Source organism: Achromobacter sp. EG18 (assembly GCF_059759395.1).
In genome coordinates, this window is the sequence record NZ_CM186213.1 from 850,161 (window position 1) to 874,999 (window position 24,839).

General features: G+C 67.3%; 24 protein-coding genes. 17 read left to right on the top strand and 7 right to left on the bottom strand.

Annotation, left to right across the window (positions count from 1 at the left end; genetic code table 11):
• Nucleotides 1-13: 13 nt before the first annotated feature.
• A complete protein-coding gene (locus AC6CR5_RS04100) occupies nucleotides 14-1,090 on the bottom strand; it encodes an ABC transporter ATP-binding protein (RefSeq protein ID WP_047992797.1) in 1,077 nt (358 codons plus the stop codon).
• Between the two features lie 242 nt (nucleotides 1,091-1,332).
• Between AC6CR5_RS04100 and AC6CR5_RS04105 the strand changes: the two genes are divergently transcribed.
• Both AC6CR5_RS04105 and serB read left to right on the top strand, forming a co-directional pair.
• The gene (locus AC6CR5_RS04105) at nucleotides 1,333-2,241 is read left to right on the top strand and encodes a LysR substrate-binding domain-containing protein (RefSeq protein ID WP_026383553.1); all 909 of its coding nucleotides are present in this window, start codon (nucleotides 1,333-1,335) and stop codon (nucleotides 2,239-2,241) included.
• A 13-nt stretch (nucleotides 2,242-2,254) separates the two neighbouring features.
• Complete coding sequence (gene serB / locus AC6CR5_RS04110; protein ID WP_026383552.1) at nucleotides 2,255-2,977, top strand: phosphoserine phosphatase SerB; 723 nt, start codon at nucleotides 2,255-2,257, stop codon at nucleotides 2,975-2,977.
• Between the two features lie 63 nt (nucleotides 2,978-3,040).
• Here the strand turns inward: serB and fabV are convergent, their stop codons facing one another.
• Nucleotides 3,041-4,237: an enoyl-ACP reductase FabV gene (fabV, locus tag AC6CR5_RS04115; RefSeq protein WP_047992684.1), complete on the bottom strand. Its 1,197-nt coding sequence runs from the start codon at nucleotides 4,235-4,237 to the stop codon at nucleotides 3,041-3,043.
• 129 nt (nucleotides 4,238-4,366) lie between these two features.
• Nucleotides 4,367-5,320 carry a DMT family transporter gene (locus AC6CR5_RS04120; protein ID WP_238919606.1) on the bottom strand — a complete coding sequence of 318 codons (954 nt, stop codon included), beginning with the start codon at nucleotides 5,318-5,320 and terminating at the stop codon, nucleotides 4,367-4,369.
• 87 nt (nucleotides 5,321-5,407) lie between these two features.
• Here AC6CR5_RS04120 and AC6CR5_RS04125 point away from each other — a divergent pair, with 87 nt between their 5' ends.
• The 13 genes from AC6CR5_RS04125 to AC6CR5_RS04185 all read left to right on the top strand — a co-directional run bounded on the left by AC6CR5_RS04125 (nucleotide 5,408) and on the right by AC6CR5_RS04185 (nucleotide 18,813).
• A complete protein-coding gene (locus tag AC6CR5_RS04125) occupies nucleotides 5,408-6,316 on the top strand; it encodes a LysR family transcriptional regulator (RefSeq protein ID WP_026383550.1) in 909 nt (302 codons plus the stop codon).
• 436 nt (nucleotides 6,317-6,752) lie between these two features.
• Entirely contained in the window at nucleotides 6,753-7,799 is a 1,047-nt protein-coding gene (locus AC6CR5_RS04130) for a TRAP transporter substrate-binding protein (protein ID WP_054444920.1), read from the top strand.
• 10 nt (nucleotides 7,800-7,809) lie between these two features.
• Nucleotides 7,810-8,430, top strand: coding sequence for a TRAP transporter small permease subunit (locus tag AC6CR5_RS04135; protein WP_238874960.1), 621 nt, complete (start codon nucleotides 7,810-7,812; stop codon nucleotides 8,428-8,430).
• Nucleotides 8,427-9,710, top strand: coding sequence for a TRAP transporter large permease (locus tag AC6CR5_RS04140; RefSeq protein WP_054444919.1), 1,284 nt, complete (start codon nucleotides 8,427-8,429; stop codon nucleotides 9,708-9,710). The genes AC6CR5_RS04135 and AC6CR5_RS04140 overlap by 4 nt, the downstream gene beginning before the upstream one ends.
• 79 nt (nucleotides 9,711-9,789) lie before the next feature.
• Complete coding sequence (locus AC6CR5_RS04145; protein WP_316314153.1) at nucleotides 9,790-10,473, top strand: DUF2848 domain-containing protein; 684 nt, start codon at nucleotides 9,790-9,792, stop codon at nucleotides 10,471-10,473.
• A 91-nt stretch (nucleotides 10,474-10,564) separates the two neighbouring features.
• Entirely contained in the window at nucleotides 10,565-11,911 is a 1,347-nt protein-coding gene (locus AC6CR5_RS04150; RefSeq protein WP_251200465.1) for an amidase, read from the top strand.
• Between the two features lie 155 nt (nucleotides 11,912-12,066).
• Nucleotides 12,067-12,978: a LysR family transcriptional regulator gene (locus AC6CR5_RS04155; RefSeq protein ID WP_169537434.1), complete on the top strand. Its 912-nt coding sequence runs from the start codon at nucleotides 12,067-12,069 to the stop codon at nucleotides 12,976-12,978.
• Nucleotides 12,979-13,079: 101 nt separating this feature from the next.
• Nucleotides 13,080-13,886 (top strand): putative hydro-lyase, encoded by an 807-nt coding sequence (locus AC6CR5_RS04160; protein WP_035200161.1) that lies wholly within the window; start codon nucleotides 13,080-13,082, stop codon nucleotides 13,884-13,886.
• Between the two features lie 373 nt (nucleotides 13,887-14,259).
• Nucleotides 14,260-15,510, top strand: coding sequence for an ABC transporter substrate-binding protein (locus tag AC6CR5_RS04165; RefSeq protein ID WP_054438417.1), 1,251 nt, complete (start codon nucleotides 14,260-14,262; stop codon nucleotides 15,508-15,510).
• Between the two features lie 45 nt (nucleotides 15,511-15,555).
• Nucleotides 15,556-16,407 (top strand): branched-chain amino acid ABC transporter permease, encoded by an 852-nt coding sequence (locus AC6CR5_RS04170; protein ID WP_498085273.1) that lies wholly within the window; start codon nucleotides 15,556-15,558, stop codon nucleotides 16,405-16,407.
• A gap of 1 nt (nucleotide 16,408) precedes the next feature.
• The gene (locus tag AC6CR5_RS04175) at nucleotides 16,409-17,398 is read left to right on the top strand and encodes a branched-chain amino acid ABC transporter permease (RefSeq protein WP_498085274.1); all 990 of its coding nucleotides are present in this window, start codon (nucleotides 16,409-16,411) and stop codon (nucleotides 17,396-17,398) included.
• Nucleotides 17,379-18,101 carry an ABC transporter ATP-binding protein gene (locus tag AC6CR5_RS04180; RefSeq protein ID WP_020927499.1) on the top strand — a complete coding sequence of 241 codons (723 nt, stop codon included), beginning with the start codon at nucleotides 17,379-17,381 and terminating at the stop codon, nucleotides 18,099-18,101. The genes AC6CR5_RS04175 and AC6CR5_RS04180 overlap by 20 nt, the downstream gene beginning before the upstream one ends.
• Before the next feature lie 4 nt (nucleotides 18,102-18,105).
• A complete protein-coding gene (locus AC6CR5_RS04185) occupies nucleotides 18,106-18,813 on the top strand; it encodes an ABC transporter ATP-binding protein (RefSeq protein WP_047992676.1) in 708 nt (235 codons plus the stop codon).
• A gap of 92 nt (nucleotides 18,814-18,905) precedes the next feature.
• Here the strand turns inward: AC6CR5_RS04185 and AC6CR5_RS04190 are convergent, their stop codons facing one another.
• The 4 genes from AC6CR5_RS04190 to dctP form a co-directional block, all read right to left on the bottom strand.
• Nucleotides 18,906-19,976 (bottom strand): porin, encoded by a 1,071-nt coding sequence (locus tag AC6CR5_RS04190; RefSeq protein ID WP_024068739.1) that lies wholly within the window; start codon nucleotides 19,974-19,976, stop codon nucleotides 18,906-18,908.
• Between the two features lie 339 nt (nucleotides 19,977-20,315).
• Nucleotides 20,316-21,617 carry a TRAP transporter large permease gene (locus AC6CR5_RS04195; RefSeq protein WP_047992675.1) on the bottom strand — a complete coding sequence of 434 codons (1,302 nt, stop codon included), beginning with the start codon at nucleotides 21,615-21,617 and terminating at the stop codon, nucleotides 20,316-20,318.
• A complete protein-coding gene (locus AC6CR5_RS04200) occupies nucleotides 21,610-22,110 on the bottom strand; it encodes a TRAP transporter small permease (protein ID WP_020927502.1) in 501 nt (166 codons plus the stop codon). Before AC6CR5_RS04200 ends, AC6CR5_RS04195 begins: the two co-directional genes overlap by 8 nt.
• Before the next feature lie 7 nt (nucleotides 22,111-22,117).
• On the bottom strand, nucleotides 22,118-23,092 hold the full coding sequence (dctP, locus tag AC6CR5_RS04205) for a TRAP transporter substrate-binding protein DctP (RefSeq protein ID WP_024068741.1): 975 nt from the start codon (nucleotides 23,090-23,092) through the stop codon (nucleotides 22,118-22,120).
• 277 nt (nucleotides 23,093-23,369) lie between these two features.
• On the opposite strand from dctP, the gene nudC reads away from it, so the two are divergent.
• Nucleotides 23,370-24,140 carry an NAD(+) diphosphatase gene (nudC, locus tag AC6CR5_RS04210; protein ID WP_006388201.1) on the top strand — a complete coding sequence of 257 codons (771 nt, stop codon included), beginning with the start codon at nucleotides 23,370-23,372 and terminating at the stop codon, nucleotides 24,138-24,140.
• A gap of 158 nt (nucleotides 24,141-24,298) precedes the next feature.
• Nucleotides 24,299-24,808 carry a winged helix DNA-binding protein gene (locus AC6CR5_RS04215; RefSeq protein ID WP_498085275.1) on the top strand — a complete coding sequence of 170 codons (510 nt, stop codon included), beginning with the start codon at nucleotides 24,299-24,301 and terminating at the stop codon, nucleotides 24,806-24,808.
• The last annotated feature ends 31 nt before the right edge of the window (nucleotides 24,809-24,839 follow it).

A 24,839-nucleotide genomic window follows, 5' to 3' on the forward strand; every position in this document is an offset into this window, starting at 1 on the left:
GGTGTGGCGGTCCTCAGGCGTTGACGACGCGGCTGTCGGCGGGAATCAGCACCTGCACGGCCTCGCCGGGCTGGAACTGCGCCACCATGTTGCCCGCGTGCAGCTCCACGCGGATCTCCGAGCCGTCCTGCAGCGCGATGCGATAGGCGGTCTTGAAGCCCAGGTATTGGCGCCGCAGCACCTTGCCGGGCAGCGTGTTGGGCACGTAGGGCGCCGGCGCCATCAGGGCCAGTTCCTCGGGGCGGGCGATCAGCACCGCGCGTTCGGCCAGCGTGTCGCTGCCGAGCGTGCCGTCGAAACCCAGGCCGCACAGCTCGTAGCGCACGTGGCCGGCAGGCGCGCCGGGCAGCCCGCCGCGCGCCGGCACCGGGATCACGTTGGCCGAACCGATGAAGTCGGCCACATAGGCGTTGACCGGCGTGCCGTACAGTTCCTCGGGCGTGCCCAGTTGGGCGATGCGGCCGTGGTCCATGATGGCGATGCGGTCGGACATGGCCAGGGCTTCTTCCTGGTCATGGGTGACGAACACGGTGGTGATGCCGGCCTCGCGCACCAGGTCGAGAATGACGTCACGCATCTGCAGGCGCATCTTGGCATCCAGGTTCGACAGCGGCTCGTCCATCAGCAACACGCGCGGCCGGATCACCAGGGCGCGCGCCAGGGCCACGCGCTGGCGCTGGCCGCCGCTCATCTGCGCCGGGTAGCGGTCGGCCAGGGCCGCCAGCCCGACCTTGTCGAGCGCCTCGTCGACGCGCCGCTTGATCTCGGCCCGCGCCACGCCACGGGCCCGCAGGCCGTAGGCGACGTTGTCGAAGGCGGTCTTGTCGGGAAACAGTGCGTAGTCCTGGAACACCATGCCGATGTCGCGGCGGTGCGCCGACACGTGCGTGACGTCGTCCTGGTCGAACAGCAGGCGGCCGCCGTCGGGCGCGTAGAAGCCGGCGATGCAGCGCAGCAGGGTGGTCTTGCCGCAGCCGCTGGGGCCCAGCAGCGTGTAGAACGCGCCGTCGGGAATGTGCAGCGACAGGTCGCGCAGCACCTGCTGGCCGCCGAATGTCTTGATGATGCCGTCTACGGTGATCGATGCCATGAAGGGTTCCTGCCTGGGATTGAGCGCATCATAGGAATGCCGGGCCATGGCGACCAGCGGTGTTTTTTAAGGGCTGGCGTTAGTTTTTCTAAGAGGTCGGCGGCGCCGCAATCCCCTAGAATGCCGCTCATAGCAACGGTGCGGCCGCGAGCGGCGCCGAATAAAACAGACGACAAGGGAAATCGTGGGAAATCGCAGCAAAGCCTTGCGCCGGCCAGGCGCACGGGCGGGTATCGCCTGAGATGGCGGGCCCGAGCCTGCCGCCGCTGAAAGCCTTGCGGGTGTTCGAGGCCGCGGCGCGCCTGCGCAGTTTCACCGCGGCGGCCGACGAACTGAGCATCACGCACAGCGCGGTCAGCCAGCAGATCCGCATCCTGGAGGATTACATCGGCCAGCCGCTGTTCGCGCGCGAGGCGCGCGGCGTCACGCTGCTGCCGTGCGCGCAGGCATATTTTCCCGAGGTCCAGGCCAGCCTGGAGCGTATCGCCGCGGCCACCGCCAAGCTGCGCTCGCCGGGCCATGGCGGGGTGCTGCGCGTCAGTGCCACGCCGTCGCTGACGATGAAATGGCTGATTCCGCGCCTGTCGGCGTTCCAGGCGCTGCATCCCGGTATCGATGTGCAGCTCACCACACAGGGGCGTTCCTTCCTGGACCGCGGCGACGAGGGCGGCAGCGACGTGTTCATCCGCCACGGTTTTGTGGCGCACGCGGAGATGAGCTGCGTGCACTGCCTGGACGACTTCCACGTGCCGGTGGCGTCGCCGCGCTTCATCGAGCGCAACCGGCTGGCCGCGCCGGCGGATTGCCTGGGGCACCCCTTGCTGAAGGTGGCCGGCGGCATGGACCACTGGCCGCGCTGGTTCGCGCTGGCCAGGGTGGATGTGCCGGCGCAGCTGCCCGGCCCGGTCTTCGACCATCAATTCCTGTGCATGCAGGCCGCCATGAATGACCTGGGCATCGCCCTGGCGCCGTGGTGCCTGCTGCAGGACGACCTGCGCGCCGACCGGCTGCGGCCGCTGTTCCTGCAGCCGCGCCTGCCCAACGCCGGCGTCCATGCGCTGTTCCGCCCGGATGCGCCAGCGGCGGCCGCGGCGCGCCATTTCATCGACTGGCTGGGCCGCGAGGCCGGCCATCCGCTACCTGACCAATAGATAAGGAATGCCCATGCAAGATTTCCAGAGCGATGCCGGCCTGCACTGGCGCGGCATCCAGCCGCCGCTGGCGCTATCGGACTACAAGGTCATCGCCTTCGACATGGATTCGACGCTGATCGCCATCGAGACCCTGGACGAGATGGCCGACCTGATGGGAAAAAAAGCGGAGGTGGCCGCGCTGACGGAAGCGGCCATGCGCGGCGAGATCGTCGACTACAAGCAGAGCCTGCGGCAGCGCGTGGCGCTGTTGGCCGGCATGCCGGCGGCGGCGCTGGACGAGGTGTATGAACACCGCCTGGCGCTCAATCCGGGCGTGGAAACGCTGATCGCGGCCTGCAAGGCCGCCGGCCTGTTCTGTCTGCTGGTGACGGGCGGCTTCACCTGCTTCACCGATCGGCTGCGGCTGCGCCTGGGGCTGGACGACGTGCGCGCCAACGTGCTGGAGATCGTCGATGGCCGCCTGACTGGGCGGCTGCTGCCGCAAGCCTGGGGCGACTTGTGCGACGGCGAGGAAAAGCGCCGCAAGTTGCTGGAGGTGTGCACGACGCTGGGCGTCGGACCGGAGCGCGCCATCGCGGTGGGCGACGGCGCCAACGACCTGCCGATGCTGCGCACCGCCGGGCTGTCGGTGGCGTATCACGCCAAGCCGGCGGTGCGGCGCGAGGCCAAGGTGGCGATCGACCAGGGCGGGCTGGACCAGTTGCTGCGCCTGTTCAGCGCCGGCAAGGCATAGGCGCGGCGCTGACGGGCCGCCCCCGGCGGCGCGAACGCGGCCCTCGGTGGACCCGAACCCGCCTCAGGCGGTGATCAGTCCGGGGATCTTCACATCCGGGTCGACATCGGCGTTGTAATCGACCCCATCGATCTCGAACCCGAACAGGCGCAGGAAATCGCGCTTGTAGCCGGCGAAATCGGTCAGTTCATACAGATTGGACTCGGTCACCTGAGGCCACAGCGCCTGCACTTGCGCCTGCACCGCAGGGTCCAGCTCCTTGCCGTCCGCGCGCAGGCGGCCTTCGGCGTCCAGGATCGGCGCCGCGCCGCACAGGCTGTCGCGGTACAACCCGTACACCTGCTCGATACAGCCCTCGTGCGTGCCCTGTTGCTTCATGACCTTGAACAGCAGCGACAGGTACAGCGGCATCATCGGAATGGCCGAACTGGCCTGGGTCACGACCGCCTTCAGCACCGAGACGCGGGCGTCGCCGCCGCGCGCGGCCAGCTTGGCGCGGATGTCCAGCACCTTCTGGTCCAGATCCTTCTTGGCCGCGCCGATCGAGCCGTTCCAGTAAATGTCATGGGTGATCTTCTCGCCCAGGTAGGTGAAGGCGGTGGTGGTGGCGCCCTCGGCCAGCACGCCGGCCTCAAGCAGGGCGTCGATCCACATCTGCCAGTCCTCGCCGCCCATGACCGCCACCGTGGCGTCGATCTCTTCCTGGGTGGCCGGTTCCAGCACCGATTCCTTGATGACTTCCTTGTCGGTATCCAGGCCGCGCAGCGTGACCGCCTGGCCGACCGGCTTGAGGGTCGAGTTGAACACCTTGCCGCTCACCGGATGGGTGCGGCGCGGCGCGGCCAGGCTGTAGATGACCTGGTCGACCTGGCCCAGGTCCTGCTTGATGGCGGCGATGGTCTGGGCCTTGATGGCGTCGGAGAAGGCGTCGCCGTTGATGCTCCTGGCGTACAGGCCCGCGGCGCTGGCGAACTTGTCGAAGGCGGCGCTGTTGTACCAGCCCGGCGTGCCGGCCTTGGACGCTTCACCAGGGCGTTCGAAGAACACGCCCAGGGTCTGGGCGCCACAGCCGAAGGCGGCGCTGATGCGGGCGGCCAGCCCGTAGCCGGTGGAGGCGCCGATCACCAGCACGCGCTTGGGGCCCCCGCTGATCGGGCCCTGGGCGCGGACGTAGTCGATCTGGTTCTTGACGTTGGCCTCGCAGCCGACGGGATGGGTGGTCACGCAGATGAAGCCGCGCACGCGGGGTTTGATGATCATGAAGACCTCGTTCTGGGAATGCCGGGACGGTGTCCCGCGCCAGAGGCGGGACCGCTCCGGATTGTACGGGAGCGGGGCGGCGCGCCGGGCGAGGGCGCCCGGGCATTCCGCGGGCCCCGATCGCCGCGCTCAGCGCGCGTTGGCGGCGGCCGCGGCCAACGCGCGGCCGCGCCGCCATTCCACCAGCCCGATGCCGATGCCGCTGGCGCAGATGATGGCGATGCCGAGCCAGGTCAGGGGATCCGGGAAGTGGTCCCACACCAGCCAGCCGACCGTGGTGGCGCTGATGATCTGCAGGTAGATGAAGGGCGCCAGGGTCGAGGCCGGCGCGCGGCGGTAGGCCGCGATCTGGAACAGGTGGCCCAGGCCGCCCGTGACGCCGGTGGAGATCAGCAGGGTCCAGTCCAGCGGCGTCAGCGCCTGCAGCACCGGCAGCGCCGGGGGCAGGATGAAGGGCAGGGCCAGCGTCAGGCAGCCGGTGCCGACGGCGCCGCTCCAGATCAGCGAGGTGAACGGATCGTCGCCCGCGACGCGGCGCGTGGCGATGAACTGGGCCGCGAAGCAACAGGCCGTCAGCAGGCCGAAAATGGTGCCGACCGGATGCAGGCCGCCGCCCGGGCGGATGACGATGATGACGCCGACGAAGGCGATGCCCGCCGCGACAAAGCGCGACATGCGCGCCGGCTCCTTCAGGATCCACGGCGCCAGCGACAGCACCAGCAAGGGCGCCAGGAAATTGATGGCGGTGGCCTCGGCCTGGGGAATGTAGCTGAGCGTGGTGAAGAACATCAGCGTGGCCAGGAACATCGAGCCGCCGCGCAGGATCTGTTCGCGGGGCTTTTTGCTGCGCAGGATGCCGGTTCCGCGCGTGGGCAGCACCAGCGCCAGCACCAGCACCAGGTGCACCGCGTAGCGGAACCACGACAGCACCAGCAGCGGCACCCCGGCGTTCATGACCCACTTGCCACTGGCGTCCAGGCACGACAGCGTCCACATCGACAGCACCAGCAGCAGGATCCCGACGAGCGGGCCGCTGGCGGCGGGCGCGCCGAGGCGCGGGCGACCGGTATCGGCCGGGGACATGGACGGACTCCTTGTGCGCGATCAATCCCGGGCGGGGGCCACGGGGCGGCTGACATGATACGCTCATCGCGGCAGGGGGAAAGGTTCATGATCGAACTACGCAACATAGAAACATTCTTTTGGGTCGCCACGCTGGGCAGCTTCCGCGCCGCGTCCGACAAGCTCAACACCACGCAGCCGGCGGTATCGCAACGCATCGCCTCGCTCGAGGCCGATCTGGGCGTGCGGCTGTTCGAGCGCGACGCCCGCGGCGTCAAGCTGACCGCCAAGGGCCACGAACTGCTGTCGCACGCCGAACGCATGCTGCAGGTGCGGCGCGACATGTTCGAGGCCGCGCGCGAGCAGAACGTGATGACGGGCACGGTGCGCATCGGCGTGGCCGAAACCATCGTGCAGACCTGGCTGCCGACGCTGATCGAGCTGGTGCACGCCGCGTATCCGGCGCTGGTGCTGGAGATCGAGGTGGACACCACGCACGTGCTGCGCTCGCACCTGATGTCGCGCCAGATCGACCTGGCCTTCCTGATGGGCCCGGTGCTGGAGGCGCGGGTCGAGAACCTGCCGCTGTGCACCTATCCGCTGGCCTGGGTCGCCAGTCCGCTGCTGGAACTGGGCCCCGAGCCCTTGACGCTGGAACGCATCGGCCGCCTGCCGATCGTCACCTATCCGTCCAACAGCGCGCCATACCGCGTGGTGCGCGACATGCTGACGCGCGCCGGCGTGGTGTCGCCGCGCATGTACGGCAGCGCCTCGATGTCGATGGTGGTGCGGATGACGCAGGACTGCATCGGCACGAGCGTGATCGCCCCGGTGTTCCTGGGCAAGGAACTGGCGCGAGGCGAACTGCGCATCCTGCAAGTGGACGCCGATCCGCTGCCTGAGTTGAGCTTCACGGCCACCTGGGTGCAGGGGCCGGACAGCCATGCGGCGCGCCTGATCGCGCAGATGGCGCAGAAAGTGGCCGCGCAGGCGGGCGACGGCGTGGCGTCGTCCTAGCGCCTGTTCGCGCGAAAGGAAGCCGCGCGCGGCCCCCCGGGCCGCGCCGGCAACGGCGCGCATCATGATCCGCCGCGGCGCGCGCGCCTAGGTGTTTTCCCCAGCGCCAGGCGCGCGGGTGGTCATGCGAAGCGCTCGCGGCGCGCCTGCGTCCGACCCCGCGATCCCGCGCCAGGCCGCATGGTTGCTGGCTCTGCGCCCGGCGCCGGGCGGCCGGCCGGCGAGACCCAAGAAATATTTATACCCCCACATCGCAACATACGATTGGACGCTCGGCGCCCCTGACGCTGCAATGGCGGCACATCAAGAAGATCGCCTGGAAAGACAGGCCCGGGGGAAAACCTTTGCTCCTCTGACGTTCCGATTTCTACCCGCGCGCTCAAGGTAACGGGGACCCGCGCGCGCCAGACCATCCCGCCAGCCAGGAGTTTCGTCCATGAAGAAGTCGCTCGCTCTCGCCGCCGTCGCCGCCAGCCTGTTGGCCGGCGCCGCCCAGGCGCAAGACCTGCCCAAGACCCACCTCAAGGTGGTCGGCGGCCTGTCCAACCTGACCGCCTACAACGATTACGAAAAGCCGTTCTGGACCAAGACCATTCCGGAAGCGTCCAAGGGCCAGATCACCGCGGACATCAAGGGCTTCAACGAAATGGGCCTGAAGGGCCCGGAACTGCTGCGCCTGATGTCGACCGGCGTGGTCGAGTTCGGCACCGCCACGCTGTCGTACTTCGCCAGCGACAACCCGATCAACGAAGCCATCGATCTGGCCGGCCTGGCGCCGGACGTGAAGACGGCGCGCGAGGTGACCAACGCCTTCGAGCCGGTCTACGCGCGCCTGTACGGCGAGGGCAGCAACGTCAAGCTGCTGGGCATCTCCACCTATCCGGCGCAGGTGCTGTTCTGCAACGCCGAGATCAAGGGCCTGGCCGACATCAAGGGCAAGAAGGTCCGCACCAGCAGCCGCACCACCGCCGAATTCGTGGAAGCGCTGGGCGGCTCCAGCGTCACCATGGCGTTCGGCGAAGTGGTGCCGGCGCTGCAGAACAAGGTGGTCGATTGCGCCATCACCGGCTCGCTGTCGGGCTATTCGGCCAAGTGGTACGAAGTGTCGACCCACCTGGTGGCGCTGCCGATCAACTGGAACCAGCAGATCCACGCCGTCAACCAGAAGGCCTGGGACAAGCTCGACCCCAACGTGCGCACCTTCCTGCAGGCCAACGTCAAGACGCTGGTCGACAACATCTGGGACGCCGCGGCGCGCCAGACCCAGGAAGGCTATGACTGCAACACCGGCGCGGCGGCGTGCCCGTTCCCGGTCAAGGGCAAGATGGTGCTGGTGCAGCCTTCGGACGCCGACCGCGAACTGCTCAAGAAGGTGACGCAGGAAGCCGTGCTGCCCAAGTGGGCCGCGCGTTGCTCGGCGCAGTGCGTCAAGGACTTCAACGCCACCGTCGGCAAGACGCTGGGCGTGACCGCCAGCAAGTAAGGCTGTCGCCATGACCCGATCCGAACATTTCCGCCTGCTGGGCGGGTTGCTGCGGCGCGCCGAGACCTTCTCGCGCGTCGCGGTATGGGCGGGCGGCGCGCTGACCATCGCCAGCGTGCTGCTCATTTCCTTCGACGTGCTGGCCCGCAAGTTCCTCGGCTTTACCACCGGCGGCGCCGACGAACTGTCCAGCTACGCCTTCGCCATCAGCACCTCCTGGGCGCTGGCCTTCGCCACGCTGCAGCGCGCCAACGTGCGGGTGGACGTGCTGTACCAGAAGCTGCCGGTGCGCCTGTCGGCCGTGCTCGACTGGGTTTCCATGGTGGCGCTGGCGGTCTTCATGGTGTTCCTGACCTATTACGCCTATGAAGTGGTGCAGATGTCGTGGGCGCAGAAGTCCGCCGCCAACACGCCGCTGGCCACGCCGCTGTGGATTCCGCAGGGCCTGTGGCTGCTGGGCCTGGCCTGGATGTGCATTACCGTCGCCCTGATGCTGGCGCGCGCCTCGGCCGCCCTGGTGACCGGCGACATCGAACTGGTCAAGGAAATCTGCGGCGTGCGTTCCGCGCAGGAAGAGGCCGATGAGGAAGCCGCCGCCGGCGAACGCATGGTCAAGGGAGCCGCCGCATGATCGCCACCGCCCTGACTCTGCTGCTGGTCCTGATCGGCCTGTCGATCCCCGTGGGCGCGGCCCTGGGGGTGCTGGGCCTGATCCTGGACCCGATGTTCTCGATGCTGCCGCTGTCGCGCGCGATCGGCGAGATCTCCTGGAGCACCAACAACGAATTCCTGCTGGTCGCCATTCCGCTGTTCATCATGCTGGGCGAGGTGTTGCTGCGGGCCGGCTTCGCCGAACGCATGTACGGCGCCATGAGCCTGTGGCTGTCGTGGCTGCCGGGCGGCCTGATGCACGCCAACATCGGCGCCTCGACGCTGTTCTCGGCCACCTCCGGCTCCAGCGTCGCCACCGCCGCGACCGTGGGCACGGTGGCGATTCCGCAGATCCGCAAGTACGGCTACAACGAGCCGCTGTTCCTGGGCAGCCTGGCCGCCGGCGGCACACTCGGCATCCTGATCCCGCCGTCGATCAACCTGGTCATCTACGGCGTGCTGACCAATTCGTCCGTGCCCAAGCTGTACCTGGCCGGCATCATTCCGGGCTTCGCCATGGCGGCGTTGTTCATGCTGACGGTGATGATCGCCTGCGTGGCCAAGCCGTCCTGGGGCGGCAAGAAGATCCAGGCCACCTGGGGCCAGCGTTTCGCCAGCCTGGTGCACCTGGCGCCGCCGATGGGCATCTTCCTGCTGGTGGTGGGTTCGATCTACGCCGGCCTGGCCACGCCGACCGAGGCCGCCGCGCTGGGCGTGCTGGGCGCGCTGATCCTGGCCGCCTGGTTCCGCCGCCTGACCTGGACCATGCTGCGCGAAGCCATGGAAGGCACCATGCGCTCGACCGCCATGATCATGCTGATCGTGGTGGCCGCCAGCTTCCTGAACTTCGTCATGTCGGCCACCGGCCTGACCGACGCGCTGACGCAGTCCATCACCGGGCTGGGCCTGTCGCCGGGCTGGATGCTGCTGATCGTGATCGTGTTCTACCTGGTACTGGGCTGCTTCATGGAGACCCTGTCGATGATGATCACGACCATCCCGATCGTCGCGCCCATCATGATCGCGCTGGGCTACGACCCGATCTGGCTGGGCATCATCATCATCATCCTGGTCGAGGCCGCGCTGATCACGCCGCCGGTCGGACTGAACCTGTTCGTGGTGCAGAGCCTGCGCAAGAGCGGCTCGATGGGCGCCGTGATCACCGGCAGCCTGCCGTTCGTGGCGGCCATGTTCGTGATGCTGGCGCTGCTGGCGTGGTGGCCCGACCTGGCCTTGTGGCTGCCGCGGGTGTTCGGCTAGCGCGCCGGGCCCATAACCGTTGCGGGCGTGGCCTCCGGGAGCCACGCCCATTTTCCCCGTTTTCTCCGCAGGACTTTTCATGAAAGCCGTATTCCAGATCGAAGCCGATTCCCCCCGCCAGGTCGAGGTGGATTTCAACACCCTCATCGTGGCGGGCTGGGCCGGCCGCGACATGGCCGCCATCGAGCACCATATCGAGGAACTGGCCGCCATCGGCGTGCCGCGTCCCACCAGCGTGCCGCTGTACTACCGCATCGCCGACAACCAGCTGACCCAGGCCGAACAGGTGCAGGCGGTGGGCGCCGATTCCTCCGGCGAGGTCGAGACCTTCGTGTTCGCGGCCGGCGGCGAAATGTACGTAAGCATTGCCTCGGACCACACCGACCGCAAGCTGGAGACGGTCAGCGTGGCCATGTCCAAGCAGGTCTGCGTCAAGCCGGTGGCGACCACGGCCTGGCGCCTGGCCGACGTGGCCGACTACTGGGACGAGCTGGTGATCCGTTCGTACATCGTCGAGAACGGCGCCGAGGTGCTGTACCAGGAAGGCCCGCTGGCCTCGCTGCGCACGCCGCAGGACCTGATCGCCGGCTACACCGGCGGGGCCGCGACGCTGCCGGAAGGCGCCGGCATGACCTGCGGCACCGTCGGCGCCATCGGCGGCATCCGCCCGTCGGCCGAATTCGCCATGGAGCTGTACGATCCGCGCCGCCAACGCAGCCTGCGCCACCGTTATCATGTCGAGGTCCTGCCGGTGGTGGCCTGATGCCTGGCCGGCGTCCTGATTTGTCATGACGCGCCCCGGCGGGGCGCGCCGGTCCAACACTTTCATGCCGTCACGCGGCACCTGGAATCGTATGTATCCGACCTTGAACGACCTGACCGCCGCCCTGAACGACGGTCGCAGCACCTCCGTTGAACTGACGGAAGCCGCGCTGGCCCGTGCCGGCGATCCGGACGGCGAGGGCGCCCGCGCCTTCACCCGGCTGTACGCTGAATCGGCCCTGGCGCAGGCGCGCGCCTCGGACACACTGCGCGCCGCCGGCATCGTGCGCTCGGCCATCGAAGGCCTGCCGATCAGCATCAAGGACCTGTTCGACGTCGAGGGCGAGACCACCATGGCCGGCTCGGTGGCGCGCGAAGGCGAACCCGCCGCCGACGCCAACGCCGAAGTGGTGCAGCGCCTGATCGCCGCCGGCGCGGTCATCATCGGCCGTACCAACATGACCGAATTCGCCTATTCGGGCCTGGGCATCAATCCCCATTACGGCACGCCGCTGAATCCCTGGGATCGCGCCACCGGCCGCATTCCCGGCGGCTCGTCCTCCGGCGCGGCGGTGTCGGTGGCCGACGGCATGGCCGTGGCCGCCATCGGCTCGGACACCGGCGGCTCGGTGCGCATTCCCGCCGCGCTGTGCGGCCTGACCGGCTTCAAGCCCAGCGCCTGGCGCGTCTCGATGGAAGGCGTGCTGCCGCTGTCGGCCAACCTGGACTCCATCGGCCCGATCGCCGCCAGCGTGCGCTGCTGCGCCGAACTGGACGCGATCCTGTCGGGCGAGGGCGGCCCGGTGCCCGAGGCGCTGCCGCTGCGCGGCCTGCGCCTGGCGGTGCCCAGGACGCTGGCGCTGGACGGCATGGACAAGCACGTGTCCGACACCTTCGCCCGCGCCGTGGCGCGCCTGAAGGAAGCCGGCGCCCTGGTCGACGAGATCGCCATTCCGGAATTCGCCGAACTGGCCAACATCAATGCCAAGGGCGGCTTCACGGCCGCCGAGGCCTGGGCCTGGCACCGCGACCTGATCGCGCGCGCCGGCAAGCGCTACGATCCGCGCGTGGTGTCGCGCATCCTGCGCGGCAAGGACATGAGCGCCGCCGACTATCTGGACCTGCTGGATGCGCGCGAAGCCTGGGTGGCCGCGGTCGACCGCCGCATCGCCAGCTACGACGCCCTGATCCTGCCGACGACGCCGATCGTGGCGCCGGCGGTGGCGGATCTGCAAGCCTCGGACGAAGCCTATTACGCCGCCAACGGCCTGATCCTGCGCAATCCCACCCTGATCAATTTCCTGGATGGCTGCGCGCTGTCGCTGCCGTGCCATGCCCCGGGCACCGGGCCGGTCGGCCTGATGATCGCCGCCAGCAATGGCGCCGACCGCCGCGTGCTGGCGATCGGCCTGGCGGTCGAGGAATTGCTCGCCGCTTGAACCGGCGCCGGGGCCGCGTTGCGTCGCGGCCCACGCTTTCCCGCCGTCCCACGGCGCGGGCGGGCAGGGCGGTGTTTTCCGCCATATCGGCATTGTCCTTCCGACGCTAACATGGCGACGGGACAGGCCGCGCAACGGGGCAGGATTCGGGCGCCATGATAGATCTGCGCAATATCGAGACGTTTTTCTGGGTGGCTACGCTGGGCGGCTTTCGCGCCGCGGCCGAAAAACTCAACGCCACCCAACCGGCGATTTCCCAGCGCATCGCGTCGCTCGAGTCCGACCTGGGCATCCGCCTGTTCGACCGCGACATGCGCGGCATCAAGCTGACCGGCAAGGGCCGCGAACTGCTGTCACATGCCGAGCGCATGCTGCAGCTGCGGCGCGACATGCAGGAGGCGGCGCGCGCCAAGAGCGTGATGAGCGGCACCCTGCGGCTGGGCGTGTCCGAGACCATCGTCCACACCTGGCTGCCGACGCTGATGGAGTACCTGCATGATGCCTATCCGGCGCTGATGGTCGAGATCCAGGTCGACACCACCACCATGCTCAAGACCCAGCTGGCGTCGCGCCAGATCGACCTGGCGTTCCTGCTGGGGCCGATGGAAGAGCCGCGCATCGAAAACCTGTACCTGTGCAATTACCCGCTCAGCTGGGTCGCCAGCCCCAAGCTCAAGGTGGGGCGCCAGCCCATCAGCCTGAAGCGGCTGGGGCAATGGCCGGTGATCACCTATTCGTCCACCACCGATCCGCACCGCGCGGTGCGGCAGGTGCTGCAGCAGGCCGGTGTCGATGCGCCGCGCATGTATGGCAGCTCGGCCCTGAGCGTGATCGTGCGAATGGCGCTGGACGGCATCGGCACGGCGGTGATCGCGCCCGTCATCCTGCATAAGGAGCTGGCGCAGGGCGAATTGCGGCTGCTCGACGTGAAGGCGCCGCCGCTGCCGCCGCTGCACTACACCGCCTGCTGGATGCAGGGGCCGGACAGCCAGGTGCCCCGCACCGTGGCCGAGGCCGCGCAGCAGATTGCGCGCGAAGAAGCGCTGCGCCATCCGGCAAAACCCTGATAAGGAATTCTGATCGGGGTCTATCGCAACATGTGATTAGACGCTGCGGCCGAGTTCCTGTGCAATGTCCCCATACCAACATCGATGCAAGGGGAATTGACATGGCACTGGATTCGGCGGTCCGCAGCAGCGTGGAACTGGCGCGCCGCGCGCGGCTCGATGCCCGCAGCGGCAAGCTGACCGGCCCCACCGCCAACCTGGCCCCGGGCCATGTGCAGGCCAACCTGGCGATCCTGCCGCGCGCCCTGGCGGCCGATTTCCTGCACTTCTGCCAGCGCAATCCCAAGCCATGCCCGTTGCTGGCCATGTCCGAGCCGGGCGACCCGGCGTTGCCCGAGCTGGGCCACGATATCGACATCCGCAGCGACATCCCGCGTTATCGCGTCTGGCAGAACGGCGAGCTGGTGGCCGAACCCACCGACGTGCGCGACTGGTGGCGCGACGACCTGGTGTCGTTCCTTATCGGCTGCTCGTTCTCGTTCGAGGAAGCAATGCTCGACAACGGCCTGCCGGTGCGCCACATCGAGCAGGGCTGCAACGTGCCGATGTACCGCACCAGCATCCCGACCCATGCCGCCGGCGTGTTCGGCGGTCCGCTGGTGGTGTCGATGCGGCCGCTGAAGGCCGCCGACGCCATCCGCGCCATCCAGGTGACTTCGCGTTTTCCCTCGGTCCATGGCGCGCCGGTGCACCTGGGTGACCCGGCATTGATCGGGATTGCCGACATCAACCGGCCGGATTATGGTGATCCCGTGGAGATCCGTCCGGGCGAAATGCCGGTGTTCTGGGCCTGCGGCGTCACACCGCAGTCGGTGGTGGCCGCGGTGCGCCCCGACTTCTGCATCACGCACGCGCCTGGCCACATGCTGGTCACGGATCTCGTCAACAGCCGCATGGCGATCCTGTAGTCGCCATCGGAGTCGCCACCAGCCATTCTCAGTCAACCGTCAGCGGAAAACCGCTAGAAACAGGAATCGCATCGATCAGGAATCAGCCGTACCGGGCGTCCTTGTGACGTCCCCATGACGTGCTCATGGTGCCTTCATGGCACCCTCATGGCGCCCTCATGGCGCCTGTCATGGCGTACCCGCAGCTTTGGTTTTGCCTCCAGAAAGATCCATGAAAGGACAAGGGGAAAAGGCGACAGAAGTTTCAGGCCCAGCGCCTGCCGGCATGCCGGCGGGGCAGGGCCGCCGCAGGCCCGGATCCGCCGGGCCCCGGGGCCGCGCGCCCCGTGGATTGCATTGCTTTCACAGTGGAATTTTTTCCAGGAGTCAGGTAATGAAGATGAAGCTCATTGCGGGTGTCGCCGCGAGTCTGGCGCTGTTGGCCGCCGCGCCGACGCAGGCGCAGGTCAAGACCGTGAAGATCGGCGCGATCTATCCCCTGTCCGGCGCGCTGGCGTCCACCGGCGCCGAGATCAAGGCCGCGGTGGAATTGGCCGTGGACATCGTCAATAACCCGCATCCCGAACTCGAAGGGATCCCGCTGGCCGCGGGCGCCGGCCTGCCGGCGCTGGGCGGGGCCAAGATCGAAGTGGTGTTCGGCGATTCGCAGGGCAAGCCGGAAGTGGGCCTGGCCGACGCGCAGCGCCTGATCGACCAGGAAAAGGTGGTGGCCCTGACCGGCGCCTACCAGTCGGCCGTCACCAAGACCGCCAGCCGCATCGCCGAGCAGCGCGGCATTCCCTACCTGAATGGCGAGTCCAGCAGCCCGGACCTGACCGAGCGCGGCTACAAGTGGTTCTTCCGCACCTCGCCCAACGACGACACCTTCGTCGAGAACATGATGCAGTTCCTGGACGGCGTGAAGGGCGCGCCCACCGCCAAGATCGCGGTGGTGTACGAGAACACCGACTTTGGCGTCAACACCTACAAGGCGGTCGAGAAGTTCGCCAAGCAGTACAAGCGCCAGGTGGTGGCCAACATTGCCTACAGCGCCGGTTCGGCCTCGGTGACGGCCGAGGTGCAGAAGCTGGCCGCCGCCAAGCCCGACGTGGCGATCTTCGCCAGCTACACCTCGGACGCCATGCTGTTCGTGCGCACTATGCGCGAAAGCAAGTACGCGCCGCCGGTGCTGCTGGCCAACGACGCCGGCTTCATCGATTCGCGCTTCGTGCAGGAAGTGGGCCCGCAGGTGCAGGGCGTGCTGACGCGCGACGTGTGGGGCAACGACGTCGCCGCCGCCAAGGCCGGCCTGAAGAAGATCAACGACATGTACAAGGCCAAGACCGGCAAGGACCTGAACGGCAACAACGCCCGTTCGATGCAGGGCGTGCTGGTGCTGGCCGACGCCATCAACCGCGCCGGTTCCACCGATCCGGAAGCGATCCGCAAGGCGCTGGCGGCCACCGACCTGGGCGAGGCGCAAGTAGCCATGCCCTGGGCCGGCGTGAAGTTCGACGACAAGGGCCAGAACACCAAGGGGTCCGGCCTGATCCTGGAACTGAAGGGTTCGTCCTACCAGACGGTATGGCCGGAAAAGTACCGCACCGACAAGACGCTGCCCACGCTGCCGTTCTCCTGGAAGTAATCACCAGCCGTGGCGGGCCGCGGGGGCCCGCCACAGGAGCACTCCATGTTCGAAGCTCTCTCGGCAGGCCTGTTCAACGGCCTGATCTATGCCGCGGTGGCGGTGGGGCTGGCGCTGATCTGGGGCATCACCGACGTCATCAATTTCGCCCATGGCGAATTCCTGATGCTCGGCATGTATGCCGCCTATTGGCTCTATACCCTGGGTAATATCGACCCCACGCTGTCGGCGCCCTTGGTCGCCATCGTGCTGGCCTTCGTCGGTTTCCTCACTTATGCGCTGATCATCAAACGCCTGCAGAAAGGTCCCGCAATGGCGGTGATCCTGGCCACCTTCGGCCTGGGCCTGGTGCTGCGCCAGCTGGCGTTCATCGCCTTCAGCCCGGACTATCGCAGCCTGCCCGATACCCTGGTGTCCGGCAGCGTCACGGTTGCCGGCATGTCGCTGGGCCGTCCGCAAGTGGTGACCGGGCTGGTGGCATTGGTGGTGGTGGCCGCGCTGTTCGTGCTGGTGTACCGCACGCGCTGGGGCCACGCGCTGCAGGCGGTGGCCGAAGACCGCCAGGTGGCCGCGCTGGTCGGTATTTCGCCGGACCGCGTCAACGCCCAGGTCTGGATGCTGGGCAGCGCCGCCGTCGGCCTGGCCGGCGCGCTGCTGACCACGTTCTTCTACGTGTTCCCCTCGGTGGGCACGGTGTTCGGCCTGCTGGCTTTCGTGGCGGTCTGCATGGGCGGCTTCGGCTCGCTGCCGGGCGCCTTCATCGCGGGCATCCTGATCGGCATCATCGAGGCAATGACGGGCTACTTCGTGGCGCCGGCGCTGAAGACGGTCAGCGTCTTCATCCTCTTCATCCTGGTTCTCTGGTATCGGCCGCGCGGCCTGTTCGGGCGGTGGTGACATGACGACGACACAGAAAAAGGACGGCGCCGCCTCGGGCGTGCCGAAATGGCCGGTGGCCGTGGCGCTGGCGGTGGCGGTGCTGCTGGCGCTGGTGCCGCTGGTGGTGACCGACTCGTTCACCTTGCAGGTGCTGCTGCTGGCCATCATGTTCGGCGCGCTGGGCGCGTGCTGGAACCTGGTGGGCGGCTTTCTCGGGCGCATTTCCTTCGGCCACGCGGTGTTCGTGGGCGTGGGCGGCTACACCACTTTGCTGCTGCTGCATCACCTGAAGCTGACGCCGCTGCTCGGCATCCCGCTGGGCGGCCTGATCAGCGCGGCGCTGGCCTGGCTGGTGGGCGGGCCGACGCTGCGCCTGTCCGGCCATTACTTCGCCATGGCCACCATCGCGCTGCTGCAGATCGGGCTGCTGCTGATGATCAACTGGGACTGGGCCGGCGGCGCCGTCGGGCTGGAAGCGCCGATCGGCGACGCCGCCTGGATGCTGCTGTTCCGCAGCAAGGTGCCGTACTACTGGATCGCGGTGGGACTGGCGTTCCTCACGTTCTGCGCCACGTACTTCCTGGTGCACTCCAAGACCGGCTTCTACTGGCGCGCCATCAACGGCGACGAAGCAGCCTCGCGCAGCCTGGGCGTGCCGGCGGATCGCTACAAGATGCTGGCGTTCGTGCTGTCTGCCGGCATGACCGGTGTCTGGGGCGGCTTTTTCGCCATGTACGTGGGCTTCATCGATCCCGAATCGATGTTCAGCCTGACGATGTCGGTGCAGGTGGTGCTGGTGGCCATCCTGGGCGGCGTCGGCACGCTGGTCGGTCCGTGGCTGGGCGCGGCCGTGCTGCTGCCGCTGTCGGAAGGCACGCGGGTGCTGTGGGGCAGTTCGGGCCTGGGCCTGGATCTGCTGATTTTCGGGTTGGCGATCCTGCTCGTCACCCTGTTCCTGCCAGGCGGTCTGGTGACATTGAGGAGGCGCCGTGGCTCTGCTCGACGTTAAGAACCTGACCAAGCGCTTCGGCGGCCTGGTCGCCAACAAGGACATCTCGCTGTCGGTCGAGGCGGGCGAGATCGTCGCCATCATCGGCCCCAACGGCGCCGGCAAGAGCACGCTGTTCAACGGCCTGGTCGGCCATCACGAGCCGACCTCCGGCACGGTGGCGTTCGCCGGCGAATCCATGATCGGCCGGCGGCCGGAGCAGGTCGCGGCGATGGGGCTGGTGCGCACCTACCAGATCCCGCGCAGCTTCGGCCAGATGACGGTGCTGGAAAACGCCATGGTCGGCGCGCTGCTGCGCCATCCGCGCCTGCCCGACGCGCGCCGCGCCTCGGCGCGGGTGCTGGAACTGGTGGGGTTGGCCGACCGCGCCGACACGCTGGCGGCGGAACTGAACGTGGCGGGGCAGAAGCGGGTGGAGCTGGCGCGCGCGCTGGCGACCGAGCCGCGCATGCTGCTGTTGGACGAAGTGGCCGGCGGCCTGAATCCGGCCGAAGCCATCGCGCTGGCCGAGATCCTGCGCGGCATCCACGCCGCCGGGGTCACGCTGATCATCGTCGAGCACGTGCTGGAGGTGGTCATGCGGCTGGCGCAGCGGGTGCTGGTGCTGAACTTCGGCCAGATGATCGCCGAAGGCGCGCCGCAGGACATCGTGCGCAATCCCGCCGTGATCGAAGCCTATCTGGGGAGAAAGCACCGTGCCTGACGTGATGTTGAAAGTCGACAACCTGAGCGTGGCCTATGGCGGCGTGCAGGCCGTGCGCGACCTGTCGCTGCAAGTGCGCCCGGGCGAAATCGCGGCGCTGCTGGGCGCCAACGGCGCCGGCAAGTCCAGCACCCTGCTGGCCATCATCGGTTCGGTCAAACCCAAGGAAGGCCGGATCGTCTTCGAAGGGCGCGACATCACGGGAACGCCGCCGGACCAGTTGGTCAAGCAGGGCATTGCCATGATTCCGGAGGGCGCGCGGGTGTTTGCGCGTCAGCCGGTCGAGCAGAACCTGCGCCTGGGGGCCTACACGGTGCGCGACGAGCGCGTCTATCGCGAACGGCTTGACAAGGTCTACGCGCTGTTCCCGCGCCTGAAAGAGCGGCGGGAACAACTGGCGGGCACCATGTCCGGCGGAGAGCGGCAGATGCTGGCGATCGGCCGGGCCCTGATGAGCGGGCCACGGCTGCTGCTGATCGATGAGCCCAGTCTCGGTTTGTCGCCGCTGCTGGTCGAGCAGGTGTTCGACGCGCTGGCCGCGCTCAACCGGGACGACGGCCTGTCGGTGCTGCTGGTGGAGCAGAACATGGCGCAGGCGCTGGAAGTGGCGGCGCGCGCCTATGTGATGCAGAGCGGACGAGTCGCGCTGTCCGGCAACGCGGCCGAACTGGCGGCGTCGGACGAGGTGCGGCAGGCTTATCTGGGGATGTAGCGCGGGCAAGGCGCTGGACGAAAAAAAACCCGTCGCTCGCGCGACGGGCTTTTTGACATGCGGCCGGGGGCGGGCCGTAAGTCGCGAAGGACTTAGAAGATGTGGCGGATACCCACGCCGGCGCCCAGCTGGCTGGTGCGGCCGGCGATTTCGCCGGTGGCGGCGTCGCGGACCTTGTTGTAGTCCACGGTGCCGTACACCTGGGTGCGCTTGGACAGCGCGTATTCGGCCACGGCCACCAGGGCGTAGCGCTTGCCCTTGTCGCCGTCTTCGACCACGTTCTTGCTCTGGTCGTAGTAGGCGGCGCCGGTGATGGCCCAGCGCGGGGTGGCCTGCCAGGTCACGCCGGCGAAGTAGCCGTTGTCCTTGCGGTCGAGCTGGGCGGTGGTGGTGCCGCCCATGACGGCGTTGACCCAGCCGGTCTGGTCGCGGCCGTTGAAGTAGCCGGCGAAGACCTTGGCGCTTTCGAACTGGTACGAGGCGCTGAAGTTCCACACTTGCTGGCGCAGTTCGGAGTCGTTGCCTTCGTAGGTGCGCATGAAGGCGCCGCCCAGGCCCAGCTGGCCAACGGTATAGCGCAGGCTCACGCCCATCTGCTGGCCGGCCTTGCGGTCCGACCACTTGTCGCCGTTGGCCCACGACGCGATCACGTTCAGGTCGCCCAGCGTGTTCGAGTAGCGGAAGGTGTTGTTGTTGCGCACGCGGCCCATGGCGGCGGGCAGCCACGAGTTTTCGTTGTAGTTACCGACGGTCAGCGGGTCGAAGTAGTCCGCCATCAGGTCCTGGATCACCGTGTTCTGCAGACCCAGCGTCAGCGCGCCGATGCTGCCGCCGTCCAGGCCGACGTAGGCCAGGCGGTTGAAGGTCTTGCCCGAGCTGGACGAGTTGCCGTTCTGCACGTTGAAGCCTTGCTCCAGGCGGAAGAAGGCGCGGTTGCCGTCGCCCAGGTCTTCCGAGCCACGCAGGCCCCAGCGGCTGTTGGAGATGGCGCCGTTTTCCATCGAAAGGCGGCTGCCGTCCTCGCCGGATGCGCCGGAGCCGGTATTGACGTAGCGCATGCTGACGTCGGCGATACCGTAGAGGGTGACGCTGGTTTCAGCGGAAGCGGCGCCTGCGGCCAGGCCAAGGCCAGCAGCGGCGAGCGTAAGAGTAATGCGTTTCACGAAGGCTTCTCCTAATGTTTCTGTTCTTAGCGTGGGCCGGGCTTTTGGCTCGGCTGGACGCGCCTGGCGGTTCGCCTGGAGCTGGGCCGTTGCACCGACGCCAGGGGTTGGCGCGGGTCCGGAGCATGGGCCCTCTGTACGTTCCGTGCGCCATAGTGGTGCCAATCCAGAACGCCACGAGGATTCTAGAAAAGTTACGGCTTGTGTAGTGCGTTTATCTTTTTCGCGTTTTCCCTGGGTTTACAGAATTGCAAAAAAGGCGACGACTGGAACAATCCTGGCATTGTTCCAAAAAAAAACCCGTTGCAGGAACGGGGTTTTGGGCGGGTAGTGTGCGAATCAGAGCGTCATGTGCAGCGGCAACCACGTCGCGATGCCCGGCACCAGGTACAGCAGCAGCACCGCCAGGATCATCAGGAAGAACATCGGCAGCGAGGCGCGGGCGATATAGGGCAGCTCGCGCCCGCTCATGCCCGACAGCACGAATAGGTTGAAGCCCACCGGCGGCGTGATCTGTGCCATTTCCACAACGAAAACGATGAAGATGCCGAACCAGATCAGATCGATGCCGGCCGCCTGCACCGTCGGCAGCAGCACGCCCATGGTCAGCACGACGATGGAAATGCCGTCCAGGAAGCAGCCCAGCACGATGAAGAACACCATCAGCGCCACGATCAGCCCGAACTGCGACAGGCCCAGTCCGCCGATCCACTCGGCCAGCGCCCGCGGCAGGCCGATGTAGCCCATCGCCAGCGTCAGGAACTGCGCGCCCGCCAGGATCAGCGCGATCATGCAATACAACCGGGTGGCGCCCAGCAGCGATTGCATGAAGGTGGCGCGCGACAGCGACCCTTGCAGGCCCGACAGGATCAGCGCCCCGACCACGCCCACCGCCGCGGCCTCGGTCGCCGTGGCCAGGCCGGTGTAGATCGAGCCCAGCACCGCGCCGATCAGCAGCATCACCGGAATCAGGTGGCGCGAACGCGACAGTTTTTCCTTGAACGTCAGGCCGGGGTCGGCGGCGGGCACTTCGTCCGGATTGCGGATTGCCCACCAGGCGATGTAGCCCATGAACAACAGCGCCAGCAGGATGCCCGGCACGATACCGGCGATGAACAGCTTGGCGATCGACACGTCCGCCGCCACCCCGTAGACGATCATGATGATCGACGGCGGGATCAGCAGGCCCAGGGTGCCCGCGCCCGACAGCGTGCCCAGGATCTTCGATTCGGGGTAGCCGCGGCGCGTCAGCTCGGGGATGGTCATCTTGCCGACCGTGGCGCAGGTGGCCGCGGACGAGCCCGACACCGCCGCGAAGATGGCGCAGCCGATCACGTTGGTGTGCAGCAGCCGGCCCGGCAGGCGGTTGAGCCAGGGGGCCAGGCCCTTGAACAGGTCTTCCGACAGGCGGGTGCGGAACAGGATTTCACCCATCCACAGGAACAGGGGCAGGGCGGTCAGCGTCCAGCTGGACGAGGCGCCCCAGATGGTGACGGCCATGGCATCGCCGGCCGGGCGGCTGGAGAACATCTCCATGCCGATCCAGGCGGTGCCCGCCAGCGTCAGGCCGACCCAGACGCCGCATCCCAGGAATGCGAAGATCGAGACGACCAGCAGGGTAATGACGAGAAGTTCATTCATGGGTTTGCTGCGAGGTGGCGGCGGCCAGGCCGCGTGAACGACGTACCAGCTCATCGAGCAGGGCGACCAGGAACAGGACCGTGCCCACGGCCATGCTGAGCTGCGGAATCCACAGCGGCGTGGCGTCGTTGGACGTGGAGATGTCGTTGAACTGCCAGGAGTCGTAAGTGAGCTTGACGCTGAAGAAGGCGAAGGCGGCGGCCATCAGGGTGCCCGCCGCCAGCGCGAAGATATCCAGGCGGCGGCTACCGGCTGGCGACAGCGCGTTCAGCAGCAGCGTCACGCGGATGTGTTCGCCATGCTTGAAGGTGCTGGCCAGCGCCAGGAACCCGGCGGCGGCCATGAAATACCCGGCATAGGCGTCCGTGCCGGGAATGTTCAGGCCAAGCTGGCGCGCGACGATCGCGGCCAGCACCGCAACCAATACACCGATCGTGCACAGGCCGGCCAGCAGGCCGGCCGCGCCGTAAAGTCCATCCAGAAAGCGGCGCATGGTCGTATCACTGCTTCCGGTAGGCGTCGATCATGGCCTGGCCGTCGGCGCCGGCCTTCTTGAGCCAGTCATCCAGCATGCGCTTGCCGATCACCGACAGGCCTTCCTTCAGTTCGACCGTGGGCTTGACGGTTTCCATGCCGTTCTTGGCCAGTTCTTCCTGGTACCACTTGTTCTTTTCCTGCGACAGCTTCCAGCCGCGTTCCTCGGCCTGCGCGCCGGCCTTCTTCAAGGCTTCCTGTGTGGCCGGATCAAGCGCGTCGAACGCCTTCTTGTTGACGATCACGGCGTTCTTGGGCAGCCAGGCCTGGGTGTCGTAGAACTTCTTGATGTACTCGTAGGTCTTGGTGTCGTAGCCGGTGGAGGCCGACGACATGTACGAGTCGATCACGCCGGTGGCCAGCGCCTGCGACAGTTCGGCCTGCTGCACCGTCACCGGCTGGGCGCCGACCAGTTCGGCGATCTTGGCCGTCACCGGGCTGTAGGCGCGCCACTTCAGGCCCTTCATGTCGCTGATCTGCTTGATGTCCTTGTTGGCGAAGATGCCCTGGGGCGGCCAGGCCACCGCGTACAGCAGCGTCATGCCCTGCGAATTCAGCTTCTTTTCCAGGAACGGCTTCTGCGCCTGGTACAGCTTGAACGAGGCGTCGTAGCCGGTGGCCAGGAAGGGCAGGCCGTCCAGTTCGTAGATCGGGTCCTCGTTGGCGAAGTTGGTCAGCAGGATCTCGCCGATCTGGGCCTGGTTGCCTTGCACCGCGCGCTTGATCTCGGGCGCCTTGTACAGCGAGGCGTTGTTGTGCAGCGTGATCTTGAGCTTGCCTTCCGACAGCGTGTCGACGTCCTTGATGAAGGTCGTCAGGTTTTCGACGTGGAAGTTGCTGGCGGGATAGGCGCTGGGCAGGTCCCACTTGGTCTGGGCCTGGGCGCCGGCGCTGAACGCCAGGACGATGGAGCCGGTCAACAGCGAGAGCTTCTTGAACATGATGGTCCTTCTTTGCGAATGATGAGTGCGGGCAGGGCCCGGAGGCATTGCGAAAAAGCGCGCGGCGCGGCATGACGCATAGCTGAAAAGCCGTGCCATTCTATGTTGCCTCTTGGTCACAAAGTGCCTGCAAGCGCGTGTTTACGGGTAATTCCTAGGCCGCCGGGTCCGAAATACTTGATGATTGAAATAGTGTGCCCACGGGCCGGACGTTGTCTTGCGGCAGCGTCTTTTTCTTCTAAGATCTCGTCATCGCAGTCGTGTCGCAGAGGGTCGTGTGAATTTCGTTTTTCGTCGTGACGAGTTGCTGGTCGAGGAAGCCACCAGCGTGTTGCCGGACCTGGATGCCTGTGGGCGCGCCGGGCTTGGGGCCGACGCCCTGCAGCCGGTCTGGGCCACGCCGGATTCGCCGGCCCGCGCCGCGCATGTCGAACCGGGCATCGAAGCGCCGCACGGCTACGCCTTCAAGAAGCTGCGGTCCTTGTTCGGGGTGCTGGACGAGGAACGCATGGCGCTTGCCGGGCGCGCCTACCAGATCGCCGAATGGGCCCGCACCCATCGCTTCTGCGGCGCCTGCGGCACGCCCACCACGCGCGTCAGCGGCGAGTTCTGCCAGCGTTGCCCGGCCTGCGGCTTCTCGGCCTATCCGCGCATCTCGCCGGCCATGATGGTGCTGATCCGCAAGGGCGACAGTATCCTGCTGGCGCGCCACACCGCCAATGCCGCCGGGCGCTACACGGCCCTGGCCGGCTTTGTCGAGCCGGGCGAAAGCATCGAGCAGACGGTGCACCGCGAGGTGCTGGAAGAGGTCGGCCTGAGGGTCGGCAACCTGAAGTACTTCGGCAGCCAATCGTGGCCGTTCCCGCATTCGCTGATGGTGGCCTACACGGCCGAGTACGTGTCGGGCGAGATCCGCGTGCAGGAAGACGAGATCGCCGACGCGCGCTGGTTCGGTCCGGGCGATCCGATGCCAGAGATCGCGGCGCGCATCTCCATTGCCGGTTCGCTGATCCGCGCGCACCTGCCGGCTGGCTGGGACGCGCCCTAGCAAGGCGCGGAGTGCCGCCCCCGCGCCTTAGGCGGGCATTCATCCTAGGGGTATTCCCTCGAATCGAGGGATTTTTTCCGTCCCTGTTTTGTTTTTTATTGATGAAATATAGATAAATTATTAGTATTTCGCGCAGATAAACTTGTTGCGCGGCCCTTATGACCTCCACGTTGATCGCCTCGTCGGCCCACCTGGCCGGCGGCAGCGCGCCGGACCTGTCCGAAGTCGAATTCGGCCTGATGATCGCCAGCCACGCCTTCGATCGCTGGACCGTGCGCTGCATGGCGGCGGCGGGCCTGCCCGACCTGACGCCCACCGACGTCATGGTGTTCCACCACGTGTTCCACCGCCAGCGCCCCAAGAAGCTGGCCGACATCTGCTTCACGCTGAATGTCGAGGACACGCACATCGTCAACTACGCGCTGAAAAAGCTCGACCGCCTGGGCGTGGTCAAGGGCGAGCGCGCCAGCAAGGAAGTGTTCTACAGCGTCACGCCCGAGGGCGCGGCCATCATCAAGCGCTACGGTGAAATCCGCGAGCAATGCCTGACCGCCGGCCTGGACGCGCCGGGTGGGGGAGGCCTGGAATTCAGCCGCCAGCTGGCGCACATGCTGCGCGCCCTGTCCGGCCTGTACGACCAGGCCGCGCGCGCCGCGACCTCCCTGTAAACCGATACGCGGGGCAGCGCCCCGTACCGCA